The organism is Maridesulfovibrio pacificus (SeqCode) (genome assembly GCF_048612815.1).
GTDB lineage: Bacteria > Desulfobacterota > Desulfovibrionia > Desulfovibrionales > Desulfovibrionaceae > Maridesulfovibrio > Maridesulfovibrio pacificus.
Genome location: NZ_JBLZNE010000001.1, coordinates 1,424,199 through 1,438,593, shown reverse-complemented (window position 1 = coordinate 1,438,593; position 14,395 = coordinate 1,424,199). Strand labels below are relative to the sequence as shown.

Annotated in this window: 4 protein-coding genes and 2 pseudogenes; all 6 read right to left on the bottom strand. The window is 48.0% G+C overall.

Annotation, left to right across the window (positions count from 1 at the left end):
- Positions 1–33: 33 nt before the first annotated feature.
- Complete coding sequence (locus tag ACNI23_RS06675; protein WP_420247420.1) at positions 34–2,034, bottom strand: HD domain-containing phosphohydrolase; 2,001 nt, start codon at positions 2,032–2,034, stop codon at positions 34–36.
- A 36-nt stretch (positions 2,035–2,070) separates the two neighbouring features.
- Positions 2,071–3,363 (bottom strand): HlyD family type I secretion periplasmic adaptor subunit, encoded by a 1,293-nt coding sequence (locus ACNI23_RS06670; RefSeq protein WP_420247419.1) that lies wholly within the window; start codon positions 3,361–3,363, stop codon positions 2,071–2,073.
- Between the two features lie 2 nt (positions 3,364–3,365).
- Positions 3,366–4,025 (bottom strand): annotated as a pseudogene (locus ACNI23_RS06665) (ATP-binding cassette domain-containing protein); the annotation flags it as partial.
- Positions 4,026–4,241: 216 nt separating this feature from the next.
- Positions 4,242–5,021, bottom strand: a pseudogene (locus tag ACNI23_RS06660) (ABC transporter transmembrane domain-containing protein); the annotation flags it as partial.
- 608 nt (positions 5,022–5,629) lie between these two features.
- Entirely contained in the window at positions 5,630–6,577 is a 948-nt protein-coding gene (locus ACNI23_RS06655) for a hypothetical protein (RefSeq protein WP_420247418.1), read from the bottom strand.
- 35 nt (positions 6,578–6,612) lie between these two features.
- Positions 6,613–14,394, bottom strand: a complete 7,782-nt coding sequence (locus tag ACNI23_RS06650; protein WP_420247417.1) for an Ig-like domain-containing protein — start codon at positions 14,392–14,394, stop codon at positions 6,613–6,615.
- Position 14,395 lies beyond the last annotated feature (1 nt).

The following is a 14,395-nucleotide window of genomic DNA, read 5'->3' as shown; positions in this document are numbered from 1 at the left end:
GCCTGCTGGGAAGGTTCTACCTACAGCGGAGTGTTAAATTTCTACTTGGCTTTCTTGTAATATTGCTTTGCCGGACTGTGTTTCGATTACTGCACCAAGGGCTTCGATAACCGTGCTGTCGTATTTTACGTCAGCCATGCTTTGCAGGATATCAACGGCCTGACGGGCAGTTTTTGCTTTTCGGTACGAACGTTTCTGGACCAGTGCGCTGAAGGTGTTTGTTACACCTAGAATTCTGGCCAAAGTGGATATGCTTCTACCCTCAAGCTTGTTCGGATAGCCTGTTCCGTCAAGTGTTTCCTGCATTTGCCAGATAGTCTGGGTAATAGGCAGGTCGAATTCAACACCTTCCAGAATCTTACATGTGTGTTCGATGTATTTTTGGGTTTCCTTGATCTCTTCGGGGGTGAGTTTACCTTCTTTTTCCATGATTTCTTTGGGAACAAAGGTCTTACCAACCTGAGAGAGAATTGCCGCAGCTTCCACTGTTGCGCAGTCTGCATCACTTAAGAGCAGTGTCTCTGCTATTTCAAGGGCTAACTTACGCATAAGGGAAGTGTGTCCGTCCAGAAACGGAACACTTTCCACTGCCCGGATCAATGCATTGATAACCTGCTGACGAACTTCAATTCCTCTTTCAGAAGCATTCTTTTCCGAGGTGACATCCCGGTATACTGTCAGGATGGCATCGTTTTCTTGATCTACGGTACAGGGAACAAAGGTTACCTGAATAGTAGATTTGCTGGAGCCGCGGGTCATGACCAGTTCTTCGCTATATGGGCTGTTGGACATGCTGACCATCTGGTCGCCATGGGAAAGGGTTTCGGCTTCGCGGTGGTCAAAGACCTGATTGTCTGTCAGGTTAAGGGCTTCTGTCTGCTTCAGACCGGTAAAATCTATGAAGGATTTGTTTACATGTATGAATGCACCGTCTTCACTCTTTTTTAAGGTTACCGGTTCCGGCAGGGAGTTGTTGATGATGCGTAAAAGCGCAAGTTCTTTTTGCAGAGTTGGAATCTTTTCTTCCAGTCTGGAACTTTTGCGGTGGTATTTACGTGTAGAGGCAATAAACCTGACGGTGAGCACAAAGAAAATCATGGCTGCCAAGAGCAGAGAAGCAAAGATGATGCTTTCCTGTTGGTAAATTGAAATGATTCGGCTTGGTACCGCCGTAGCAGTTTCAATCATTACCCACCAGTTCACAACGGGAAGAAACTGTGCTGATGAGTATACTTTTTTATCTTGGGAAAGATTGGTCCTTTCTCCGAAAAGAACTTCATTAACTCCTTCAAAAGAAACTTTCATGGTCTGAAGTTTCAAGATGTTGGGATAACTGAAGGTAGCTTCTTCGCTGGCTCTGCCGTTTTTCTGGATCAGATGGATTGAGCTATCGTATTTTAAGGTGCGCTCAGAGCCGAGGAAAGTACGCAGAATAGCAGTCATGGGAACTTCAAGCATGAGTACTCGTGACGGCGGTGTAGCAGTGCTGGTGGCATACGCATCGTAAACAGGGATAAAAAGATCCGCTACCAGATCATTCCCTTTAGTTCTAAGTGGCAAAAATATGGGGGTGCGGCTATGCAGGGTATTCTGGACAGCTTCTTTGTATCCCCGGCCTACAATTTCTTCCGGAACATCAGTTGAAGCGAATATGTTCCCATCCGGTTCAAAAAGACAACCTGCGGAGTATCCGCTGACTTTGACGAAGTTTTTGAAGTCTTCCTGAGCCTTACGAACTTCTTCTTTCTTTGCTGATTTGAGGCCGTCCATAGCGAGTCTGAAAATTCTGGCGCGGGCCAGTTCTTTACCTCGGACTACGTAGGTGATCAGTTGTGCTGACAATAGTTCAGACTCATTTCCCAGAACAGTTTTTTGATACTCTTTAAGATCAGTACGTACGGACTGTTCTTTTTCTTTCCAGAGATAGTTGAGCGTTTTAAAAGTCCCGCCCGCCAGTGCCATTACCAGCAGTATGAGCAGCAGGTTCTTGATTGAGAATATCTGTTTGATAGTTGCAGTAATATTTTTTGCCATTTTACTTCCTGTTCGTGAACTTGGTGGTCACGATTATCAGCGGGTTCTGTGCTCGGAAAGGGCACCACGCATTCCCCGTGTGATGGGGGAGAGCAGGTACTCAAGTACGCTTTCTTCGCCGGAAAGAATATTTACTTCTACGATCATGCCCGGCAAAAATTCTTTAACCTTTTCCGCATCTTCTTTAATGGTATTGAAAATTACCCGGTAGTACCATGTGCGTGTCAGGTCATCGAAGTATGTCTTGGCCGAGATGTTGACGATCTTGGCTTTGAGCATGGTCTGATCAGAAAACTCATATGACGAGGGTCTGATTTTAGCGGTCATGCCGTTCCAAATTTTGGTCCGGTCGCTGGGCTGTACCTTTCCTTCAATGCGGATAGTGGCATCAAGGGGCACTATTTCAGCCAGAGCCTCACCGGACCGGACAATGCCGCCCACAGTGTTTGCACTGAGTTTGTATATTGTGCCGTCAATGGGGGAACGGATAACGCTGCGTACGATCTGTTCGTTGGCAGCGTTAAGTTCTTCGCGGACTCCTTTCAGCTCGGAACTGACAAGGTTGATTTCTTCGCGGATGTCGCGGTAGAAATCAAGCTCTTCCTGATTGATGCGCTGTTCAAGTTCGCGAATTTCAAGGGAGTATTCATCCCTTTTGTTGTATATTTCGGCTATGCTGGTGGTGATTTTTGCCAGTTCGGTTTTGCGTTGCAGCAACAGCTGTCGGGAGCCGATTCCTTTTTTTACCATTGGTTCCAGCATATCGTGCTGTTCTTTAAGCACTTTTTGCTCATCAAGCAGGTTCTGCACATGCTTTTCGCTGGCAGAACGAGCTGCTCTGGACTGCTGGATCTGGGTTTTAAGGATATTTATCTTTTCTCTAAGCGCATCTCCACGGATACGGGCGAATTGAATTTCGCTCTTTTCTTCCGGGGTGGAAGACTTTTGTGCGAACTCCTCTGTATTGCTGTTGCTTTCAGCAATCAGACGGTTCAGCTTGGCCTGCAGCCGTTTCATTTTGATGAGGGATTTATTTCTTTTCTCAGTGATATTAGTGTTGGCGATGGCTACGATTTCCTGCCCTTTGCGGACGGTATCACCTTCCGCTACAAATACTTTTTCAACTACACCACCCTCGAAATGTCCCACGATTTTATCGGTTAGGTTGGTTTCCACCACACCTTGGGCGCGCACGGTTTTTTCTATCTTGCTGGAGTGGGCCCAAAGTATAAATACAATTGTAAAGCCCAAAATGAGCAATAGAACAATGCAGTTTCCAAGACTTTTTTCCAAGGACCATAGAAGGTTGCTTTTCCAGTTCTTTCCCATGATTACCCCTGTTTGGCTTGGGCCGGGCTGGAAAGTTTCCGGATGATTTCGTCGCGTGGTCCATCGGCAACAATACGTCCTTGGTCCACAACTAGAATTCTGTCCACAACCTCAAGAATCTGCGGCCTGTGGGTAACTACGAAAATAGATTTATCAGCCATGGTCCCCTTAATCTGGTTGATAAGCATGCGCTCCTGTGTGGAGTCCATAGAGCTGGTCGGTTCATCAAGGAGCAACAGAGGCGGAGAGCTGATCAGAGCACGGGCGACTGCCACGGCCTGACGCTGACCTCTGGAAAGGTTCTTTCCGCCTTCGAGGATAGGCATTTTAAGGCCCAGCGGGTGCTTGGAAATAAATCTCTCGATGCCGGAAATAGCCAGAGCCTGTTTCAGTGATTTCTGTGTGGCTGTGCGTGATCCCATAAGCAGGTTCAGCTCAAGGGTGCCATGAAAAAGCACCGGTGACTGTGGAACAACACCGACAAATTCACGTACTTTCTCGATATTGAGGTGGGCCATGTTGTGCCCATCCAGCATAATCAATCCTTCACTGGGATCGGCAAGACCTGCCAGCAGTTTGAGCAGGGTGGATTTACCGCTGCCCATAGGGCCTATAATTCCTACTTTTTCTCCCGGCTTTGTCTCAAAGGATACATTTTCGAGAGCGTAGGGCGATTCCGGCTGATACCGGAAAGAAACGCTGTCAAATCTAACACCGCCACCCAGTTGCTGGATTTTGAACTGGCGGGTTTCGCAATTTTCTTTTTGCAGTTCAAGGATCTTACGCAGGTCTTTGTATGAGCGGCGTGCAAACAGGTACGAGGTAATCAAATTGGACACGCTTGCGGAAACTGCAATACAGCGACCGGAAAGGACCATGGTCGCCAGCAGTCCACCGCTGCTCATGTTGCCGTTTTTGATCAGGAAAAACGCTACGATGAGCAATCCTGCGGAGTTGAGCTGACTAAGAAATCCGGTGGTCATGGAACAGCGCGACTGGGCAAGGCGGTATTTTGAGGACATCTCACCTGATTTTTCAATCTCAGAAGCCCAGCGGGAAACAAAGAGCCTTGCCGCGTTGGTTACTTTAATGGATTCAACACCATTGAAAATTTCATTTAAAAATGAGCTCTTGCGGGATTGCAGTTTGCTTTGTGCTGATACATTCGCATCAATGAAAAAGCCGTAGACTACAGCCACGATCAAGACTAGAAAAGAAGTTACAGCCGGAACGGCAAAGAGCATTCCGCTGTTCAGGTAAATGATGAACAGGAAGAAAAAGAGAAAGAAAAAATCAATGGACCCGACTACCAACTGGGTGGTGAACAGGGATTTAATGCGTGAAAATTCCTGTACTGCATGAGCCAGATGTCCGGCTGAAATCGGCAGTTTTGAATAGTTGGTGTCCAGCACAAGAGATAGAAGCTGCGGCTCCGCGTCCTGTTCCACACGCAGGGCGGCCTTTTCAACAAGTGAAGTACGAACATTTTTGAGGATATAGTCAAAGGCCAGCACGATGATGGCCCCGGTGATCAATACCTTGAGCGAGTTCTCCGCAAGGTTGGGGAGGATGCGGTCGTAGAAAATACCCATGAGCAGGGGGATGACCAGAGTAAAACAATGGATCATCACCGTGGCCAGAATGACTTGAGAATACATAGGCCACATCTTTCCGATCTGGCCCATGAACCATGTCAGGCTCAGGAAGGGGACTTTGTCTGTCTCGAAAACAGGTTTCAAGGAGCAGGACCAGTCTTTGAATTCAGCGAATTCAGATTTTCTGTTCCTGATGATTTCCTGTCTGCCGTTCCAAAGGGTCAGCCTGCGGCCTACTTTCTCTTCGATGAGCGCAAAGCTGCCGTCTGAGTACTGCACAATCAGAGGCAGCCTTTCATCTTCTATTTTTAGCGGTAGGGGCTTTATGGATAGATTAAGACCCATATTATCGGCCTGCAAGCGCAGGTATTCATTGGTAGATGAAGAACTGCCCAGTTGCAGGGAGCTGCCGCTAACGACAATACCGTATTTATCGGCAATTTTCTTTAAACAGGAGGTTAGAGATGCTCCTTTTTCATCCTCGCCGGGATTAAAAAGCCCTACATTCTCCTGCGATGCTAGATCTGATTTATCAGAACCGCCATTCTCAGGCTGCGTGGCTCCTTTGGTATCAATGGTGTCGCCGGTGCCTTTGGCTGGTTCGGTTTGATTTTTTACCGCAGTATCAGGAGCCGGGTTCGGGTTTTTCTGGTTATCCAAGTCCCTGCCCCTTATTTCTTAGCGGAAGTATTCAAGTCTATGCTGTTATTCGCTTTGCCAAAGCTGCTGCCTACGCTGACTACAACCTGGTTGGTTCCCGGTACGCCTTCATTTAAGGCACGGAATTTAATCTTGCTCTTAGGAATATGTGCTGTGTCGTTCACGAACTTGATCAGCCCGTAAAGCCTTTTAAAAGACACAGAGTTGGCCATACTGGATGAAACTGCTTCGTGATTGAGGGTAGCAGTAAGCAGCAATCCTTTTTGCATGATTACGGATTCATTCTGTTTAACCCATGCAAGCAGTTCTGATTCGGTCTTTTCTTCAAGAGTGCTGGTCAGCTTGTTATAAAGAATGATGACACGGTTTTTATTGTTCAAACCCTGAACCATTTTCGTAACAAATGGCGGCGGAACATATTCGTCTTCAGTCTGAACTTTTTTCTCGACCGCTCCGTCGGCTTCAAGGCGTTTGATCTTATCTAATGCTGCCTGAAGTTTTGCTGCAAGTTTGGGGTCTTTCGCGGCCTCTTGCTTTTTGACTTCGTCTTTAAGTCTTTGGAGTTCCTGATGTGCAGTCCATGCAGCACTTTCCGCAAGAGCAACTCTTTTCTGAAGCATCTCTTTTTCCCGCTCCAACGCTTCAATATCAACACGTTCGGGCGGGGGAGAGGTCACAAGATCTTCTTTGTCCAGAACAGTGCTCTGGGTCATGGCTTCGGTAAGTTTGTCCATAGAAGAAGTCTTTCCCATAAAAGAAAGATCCTGAGCCGCAGCCACCAATGTTTCAACCTGTTCGCTTGAGTGGGCGGCTCCGGGCTTAACTTCCTTGAGCGCAACAATATATGAGAGCGTTCCGGTTACCAGTACCATGAGCAGGGTGAAAAACACCATCATCATGAGTACGGTCGAGAGCGCATCAACAAAACCCGGCCACGGAGGGCCGCTATCAGCAGACATTTATATTTTTCCCCGTAAAATCGTATATCTACAATTTATGAAATGTTAAAATCAATGTGGTCATGGTGCACTTCTACATCGACCACTGTGTGGGTTGCGGAAGTTGTATCGGTGGTGTTTCCACCAGCCCCTTCCTGAGCCCCGTTGAAATCCTGATCACTTTTGCTTGTAAATATGTCGTCGTTTGTATTTCCGGCGTCCATGTCATCAAAGCTAAAACTAAATTCGGTTTTTGCCGAATCTATGGCAGAAGTTGCGTCAGCAACATCTTTATTATGCCCTTGAATCTGTAGAACATAGTTCCCGTCGGCAAGGGAGGCTCCAAAAGTCTGATGCCAGTTGCTACTGTCAGCGATGTTTCCAAAATCTTTGACTATTGTATCGCCAGCATCGACTTTGCCGTCATTGTTGTTGTCTATATACAGGCTTGCGGTAACAGATTTAACATCAGAATCTTGACCAAGGTTGGTGCTGTAGTTCAGGTCACTCTTGTCAAGATCAATGTATTGTGATTCCGACTCGTTACCGGCTTTGTCTGTGATTTTTACTTCGGCATAGTCATAATCACTGGAGTCGTCCCTGAAAGAGAGTTCAATGTCATCTCCCTCGGTCAGGTCACCGGAACTTGTTTGTGTGGTGTTGCCGTCTGTGTCATGCAGAGTCAGCTCGTATTTATAGTGAGTGTCGGTGGTCAAAGGATCGTTGTCTCCGGTATAGTGCGATTGCTCCAGAGAGACATAGCGTTTGGACCCGACAATATCTGCAGTCATGTTCAGCTGGGTCTGGTTGATGTGGTTGTTGTCCAATTGGAAATCAACGCTTGAGGCATCCGAAGCATTACCGGCCTGATCAATAGCCTTGATGCTTACATTGTAGTTGCCGTCATCAAGACGATTGGCAGAGTCATTGTCCACGAAATCGAAATGGTAAGTACCGTCAGTATTTACCGTGATATTCTGGATGTGACTGTCCTGATTGGCGCTATCCAGGGAATTGTATGTCCATGTTTCCGAACCATTGCTGATGACAATGAGATAGGCCATTTCAGTTGTATAATTAATTGACCTGTCTTCAGTTAATTTGCCTTCAAAGGTAAAGGTTTCGCCGCTGGTCAGAATTGAGCCGATCTCTTCATTGAAGCCGCGGTCCGAACTGCTGGACATATCGATGGTTACAGTGGGATCAGTTGTATCAACAACGAGATTAACGGTTACGTTGTTGGCATCGAGCTGGTTGCCCACTCCATCATAAAATTTTAAGGTGTAGGTATAACTGCCGTCATCAATGATGTTCATCTCTTGGCTGGTAAGATCCAAGAGAGCGTTACCTGATCCGTTAACTGAACCGCTGGCAACGACCTGACCGTCAGAGCGGACAAGTTCTACAAAAGAAGTCCCCGATGCTGTTTTAACGAGCAGGTCTGTGGTGTTGTCGTTGGTGTTGATGTTGACGACATTACCTGTCTGTTCAACATAGGTGTTGACTGTTGTGGGAGTCGCTCCGGTTTCATCAACTTTGCTGAAAGTAACGCCTTCCGCAGCATCTGGCGGGGTCAGGTCCACATGAATGGTGTAGTCTGTGGATTGAACGTTACCAGCTTTATCCACGGTAACCAGTCTGTAGCTGTGGTCGCCTTCTGCAAGAGCGCTTGCATCGGGAACTGTGTAGGTCTGGTACGCGTTTGCAAATGTTCCGCTTTTAACTGCGCTCAAATCCCCGGTGGCTTCATCTACATAGTAGAGTACATAAGCCGCTCCGGTATCCCCGATGATGGTCAGCTCCGGAGTGGAGTCTTTGGTGTAGGTGTCGTCATCATCCGCAAGGTCGATATATGCTGCACGAGTGGGGCTGAGGTCCACTTCAAATGAGAAATCGTTGCTGGTGGAAGAGTTGTCCGCAGCATCGGTTACAGTCACTGATGCGGTATATTTGCCGTCTGCAAGGTTACCGGGGGTGCATTCCCATTTTCCGTTTTCGTCAGCAGTCACTTCGTATTTGGTGATAGTTCCGTCCAAGGTGATGGATAAAAGAACTTTGGCTCCTGCTTCTGCATCTCCGGTGAGAACCAGATTGCGGTCATTGGTAATGTTATCTTCATCGTAAGCCACAGTAGGATTACGGAATTCTTCTGGCAGGTCTGCATAAGAGCCGACCTTGGTGCCGCTGCTGTTCACAATATCGCCGTCAGCATCAGGTGCGAGGTAGGAGTCATCTCCGGCTTTGATGCCAATGGTCGGTTTTTCGATGGTTGTGTCCAGATCAAGCACTTCTGGAATTACGAGGTTGCTGCTGTTGCCTGCAACGTCTGTGGAGTTTACGGTAACCCGGTACTGGCCGTCCTTGCCGTTAAGGATGGTTGCCAGTTCCCCGGTTTCATAGGAACCGTCACTCTTAATATTCTCCGAGTCCACAGTGTATGTGTACTTTTCAGTGCTTACAAAATAGTTCTTGCCGTCAATCAAGGTTTTCTCTGCTGCAGTGATTGTGTGGCTATTTCCGGAACTGTCGGTGTATGAATAATCACCGCCTCCGAGGTCGGTCAGCTCGTAAACCCTTTCGGCACTTACTTTGACTGTGCTGCCTGATTCAACATTACCTTCAATGGTCGGATCATTTGTGATCCAGTCACCATCGGTTCCGGTATCGTTTTTGAGGTCGGCAGTGGGGTCAGGTGTGGAGTTGTCCACATTGAGGGTGTAATTATCTGATCTTTTGCCATTGGCAATGACGTAGTACACATTCACGCCCGAAGGATTGGAGTCGAAGTCGTAGGTCCAGACTCCGTCTTCTCCGGATTTGGATGTGCCGATCAGGTTGTCGCTGCTGTCATAAATTTTGACTTCCTGAAATGCCACAGCAGTTCCGGTCAGGGTCAGTTTGGTGTCTGCGGCGAGCAGGGCAGTACTGGTTATGCCATCACCAACTACATTCGTGTCGTCATCAGCTGCCAGTTCAACGGTGGGCTTAGCCGCAACATCCTGCAGGATTGTAAATTCTTTGGAGTCCCTGGTTATGTTTCCGGCTTTGTCTGTGCTGGTAATGGTTGCAATGTATTCCCCGCCTTGCAGGTACGGATTGTTGCTGCCCTGTCCATAATGGTATTCCCAGTCTCCGTTAGCCTCAGCGATAGTACTTACATCAAATTTCAGAACTTCTGTTCCACTTTTATCCGTAATGGTAACAATGGTGGTAATGTCGCTTTCGGTGGTGGAGGTTCCGGCCAGACGTGGGGTCAGGTCGGTAATGGAGTCAAGAGCGGAATCAGGATAAACATCGCCGTCATCTTCGGTCAGGTTGATTGCCGGAGCGTCAGGGCCTTGTGTGTCGAGGTTGATGGATATGGATTCTGCTTCAACGTTACCAGCTTTATCTTCGGATACAACTATAACTTTGTAGTACTTGTCTCCATCGGTGAGATTCGGGGTAGCCACCCAGCTTCCATCGCTGGCAACTGTTACTTCGGTAACCAGTGACGCCTTGTTGGTTTCCATGAAACTGCGCAATTGATCATCGGTCATGGAGGTGGGGTCTGCACTGGCATTCAGTTCAGCTTCACTGTCGAAACTTATGACCATCATTCTGGCTTTGCTGCCGACTTCCGCTTTACCCGAAAGTTCAGGTGTGGGGTCTTTGGTCAGGATGATATCATTAACACCGATGTCTGTTTCCCCGGTATCTGAATCGGCAGCCATCGCCAAGGTCAGGTCCGCGGGATCGTAGTTTGAATCGATGACAACCGTTTTGGTTGTGGTGCTCTGGTTGCCGTAGGTATCAGTTGTGGTGAACGTAAAAGTGTATGTCCCATCATCGAGATTGGTGGGCATATCAATATGGTCCGCAGCCAGTTCAGCCGTGTCTTCATAGGTCTGGCTAAAGGAAAATCCGGAATCGTTCGCTTTGGTGGCGGTGACAACAAGTTTGGTTCCAACATCTTTCTGGATATTGAAATCCGGGTCGGAATCACGGGTAACCCAGTCCTGATCCGTGTTTTCACCAAAGTACTGGGCGACGGTGTCCTCGGTCATGGTGATGACCGGGGCCGTTGGGTTGGAAGAAATGACAAGCTGTGAATCAAGACTGATAGTTCCGGTATTGCCTGCAATATCGGTAATCTTTGCGGTGACATCATAGCTGCCGTCCGCGATGGCGCTGTCCGGGGTAATAGACCAGTTTCCGTTTTTATCCGCTGTAACGCTTTCAGCGTATTCAACATCGTGTCCAAATTTATCAGTACCTTTGATCAGAAGTTCCACCAGAGCAAAAGCTTCGGTGGTTCCCTGCATGGTCGGGGTATGGTCACTGGTGGCATTATCACCGCTGACTCCGGTATCGGAACCCGCAGCCAGCTTAATGGTGCTGGTGTCGGTATCGACTTTGTTGTCGATGACCAGAGTTTTGTTCAGGGTAGTGCTGTTCCCTGCCGGATCAGTTGCTGTGATGACAACATCGTTGTTCCCGAGATTCAGACCGTTGTTTTCCAGATAGATAGTTGAAAGATCAAAGTTGATTTTACCTGCTGCGGCTTCTGCATCAGTTACGGTGTGGGTGAAGTCATGACCATTCACAGTAACGGTAATTGTTGCACCTTCACTGACTTCAACGTCGATACTCAGGTTGTCGTCAATACTGGTAATCCAGTCGTCGGTGTATGATCCTCCGCGTCCGGTATCAAGTCCGGCGCCGAGGTCCGCGGAAATAACCGGATCAGTGCGGTCGATGTTGATGTCGTAGGTGTCGCTGGACGGTACAGAGGTCTGGTTGCCTGCGGCATCTTCAACAACGATTTTGAAATTATGTTCACCTTCCGAAATGTATTTAACGGAATCAGTGTCATGGCCTACATCAAAGGACCACTTGTAGCCGCTTCCGGTGTTGGTGATTGTTGCATCGCCGAGATACTTAGGATTGCCTTCGCCATCAACTCCATCGTAAACGCGTACAACGAGTTTGTCAGAACCTTCTTCCAGAGTTCCGGTCAGGGTCAGCTTGGTAGCATTGGTTTCATTGTCTACATCGGAAAGTCCGAGAGTTGCGGCATTCTCAACTCCGATATCGCCGACCACAGGTGCCTCATCGTCAATGGTCACAGGGTAGATTGCTGAGGTGGCGGTGTTCCCAGCAGCATCCTCTGCAACAGCAATGAATTGCAGGTCGGTGGTATCATTTTCATAAGCCGAAGCATCAAAGGAAACGGTCTGACCGTTTTTGGCAGAACCGACCAAAGAGCATTGGTAGTCCACGCCTCCCACAGTGATGGTGTGAGTTCCGGCTGCATCTACAACATAGACGCTGATAGTATCATCGTGGTCTCCGGTAACTTTGAATTCAACGTCGGTATCTTTGGTTCCTGAACCGTCTTTCACGAATCCGGTGATATTATCGCCAACTGTTCCCGGGCCGCCGATGGTGTTGCTGGCAGCATCAAGGGCAATAGTCGGGATGCTTATCTGCTGGTCGGAAGTAAACGTGAAAGTCTCGGATACGTCACTTACGTTACCTGCGGCATCTTCCACAGTGACGTAATAGGAGTACTTATGACCATGCTCCAATCCGGTTGCATCGTAGGCCCAGTCGATTGATCCGCCGGATTCCGTGATGGTAAGGAGTCCTTCGGCTGCCCGGCTGTGTGTAACTTCGGTAACACTACCGTCTGCATTTTTACGGTAGAGGGTTACAATTACATCATCCGCGCCTTCGAGAATTTTACCTGTGAGCGTAAGAGTATCGCCTTTTACTGTCGCGGAATACCCCTCGGAATCGTGTGAAATTTTGTCGTCACCAAGTCCGTCAATAGTGATGGTAGACTTTACCGGGGCGGTGTTATCAACCTGTACAGTCAGGTCTGCGCTTTCAATGTTCCCTGCAACGTCTGTGATTTCAGCAACTATCTTAAGTTGCTCTGCACCTGCTTTACCATAAGTCGAAGCATCAAGATTGTATTTCCAGCTACCATCTGCTTCGGCCTGAATGTAACCTGCAGTGTTGATCAGAGTTTTGTTGCCGGCGGCATCTTCAAAATAAAGGTTCACGCGGCCTGCTGATCCAGCACCTGTTCCGCTGAGGTGCAGAATTCCGGGGCCATCAGGATTGCTGGCTTCGGTTCCATGGGTGTAATTGTCTTCGTTATCACCCAAAATATTGCGGTGATCGGATGAGTCACTGTCTGCATTGAGATCAATGGTCAAACCCTCAGTGGGCGCAGTGCGGTCAATTAGCACTGGCAGGCTGGAAGCTGGCTGATAAACATTGCCAGCCATGTCCATGGCCTCAACCATGAAGGTGTAGGTCCCATCAGTTGGAATTTTGCTATTATCTACAGTGTAGGTCCATGCTGATTTGTCCGCATTCAAGCTCGCTGTGCCAAGTTCGGTTTTGGTGCCGTCTGCGTTAGCAAGAAAGACTGTAACCTGCCGCGCTTCAGTGCTGATGTTACTGATGGTCAGTTTCAGATCAGCATCATTGGTGATTTGATCGTTCGCTGCGGCATCGGCATGGGTCCCCATGGAATCCGATATGGTATCAAGACTGATAGAAGCACCTGTAGTGAAAGAAGTCTTAACCACTACATTCTGAATCTGCTGGGTTGCAGCCAGAGCGTTGCCTGCATCATCCTGACCTGCGATGGTGAAGGTGTAGGTCCCGTCAGTAAGTTCTCTACCCTCTGGGAAACGGTAGCTCCAGTTACCGCTGCTGTTTACGGTGACCCCTTCGATGGTGCCGGTATCAGTGCCAGAAGTATTTGTGTAAGTGATCGTCAGGATAGTATCACTTTCGCCAGTACCTTCAATGAGAGGACGATTCTGGTTGGTATAGGTGTTTCCGTCATCTTCAGGGAATGTTACCTTCGAAGTTGCATCGGCTTTCGCATCGTCATTAAGGGTAGGCGCGGTGGTATCTACTTCAACTTTCAGGGTGCTGGATTTGGGAGCACTTTCGCCAGAGTCGTCTGCTATGCGGGCAAAAAATTCATGCTCAGCTTCAGCAACACCTGTTACGGTAATGCTGTAGTTACCGTCTTTGTCTGCAGTGGCTTCCCCTACCTTTGTTCCGTCCATGAAAATATTCAGCTTGGTAGCGGGGTCAGCGGTACCTTCAATTTTCAGGTCAGTGTTTTTGGTGATTCCATCTTCTTTGAATTTTGTTTCACCTGTATCACTGTCAGTAATTTTAATACCGGATTCTGACTCCTGTGAAAGGGCGATGGTCACCTTGCCGCTGTTTTCATTATTGGCATCAGTTTTATTGTCTTGGCCTGTCTTATCTTCTTCTATGACCTCTTCTTCTTTTTCGCCTTCTTTCTTCTCATCATGTTCGTTCTCTTCAGCCTCGATCTTCTCAATAGGATCAGGAGTACTGGACAGACTTTCCTGCTGCGCGAACTTGTTGATGTCATCAAACATGCGCTGCTGGGTCTTAAGGATGTCGTCGGTGGGATCGGTAACAAGTGCAGCCTGAGCGTTCAGGAGTTCTCCTTCGCCGAGGTTGCCATCATCGGAGTTACCTTCCTCATCGTCCGAGGGAGTGGAATCATCTGTTACAGCTTCCCATTCAGGGGCTTCTTCGTCCTGTTTATCCATGTCCGGCATTTCCGAACGCTGGAACAGTTTTGGGGAATCAAGGGACTGGCCGTTGGAAAAGTCCATGTTGACCTGTCCATCAAGGCTCATGATGTTACCGACAAAAAGAAATACCTGTTCTTCATTGGTCTGTTTATTGACCAGAATAAGGTCGGCACCTTTGAGGATGTAGTTGTAGTCGTCAGGTGACCCTTGAACGTTGTAAACTGTTGACGGAGAAACTTTCTGTGCGTCAGCCATG

What these genes read in the sequence shown, in the direction of transcription:
- ACNI23_RS06675 (WP_420247420.1), bottom strand. Translation starts at nt 2,034, where the DNA reads ATGGCAAAAAATATTACTGCAACTATCAAACAGATATTCTCAATCAAG.
- ACNI23_RS06670 (WP_420247419.1), bottom strand. Translation starts at nt 3,363, where the DNA reads ATGGGAAAGAACTGGAAAAGCAACCTTCTATGGTCCTTGGAAAAAAGT.
- ACNI23_RS06655 (WP_420247418.1), bottom strand. Translation starts at nt 6,577, where the DNA reads ATGTCTGCTGATAGCGGCCCTCCGTGGCCGGGTTTTGTTGATGCGCTC.
- ACNI23_RS06650 (WP_420247417.1), bottom strand. Translation starts at nt 14,394, where the DNA reads ATGGCTGACGCACAGAAAGTTTCTCCGTCAACAGTTTACAACGTTCAA.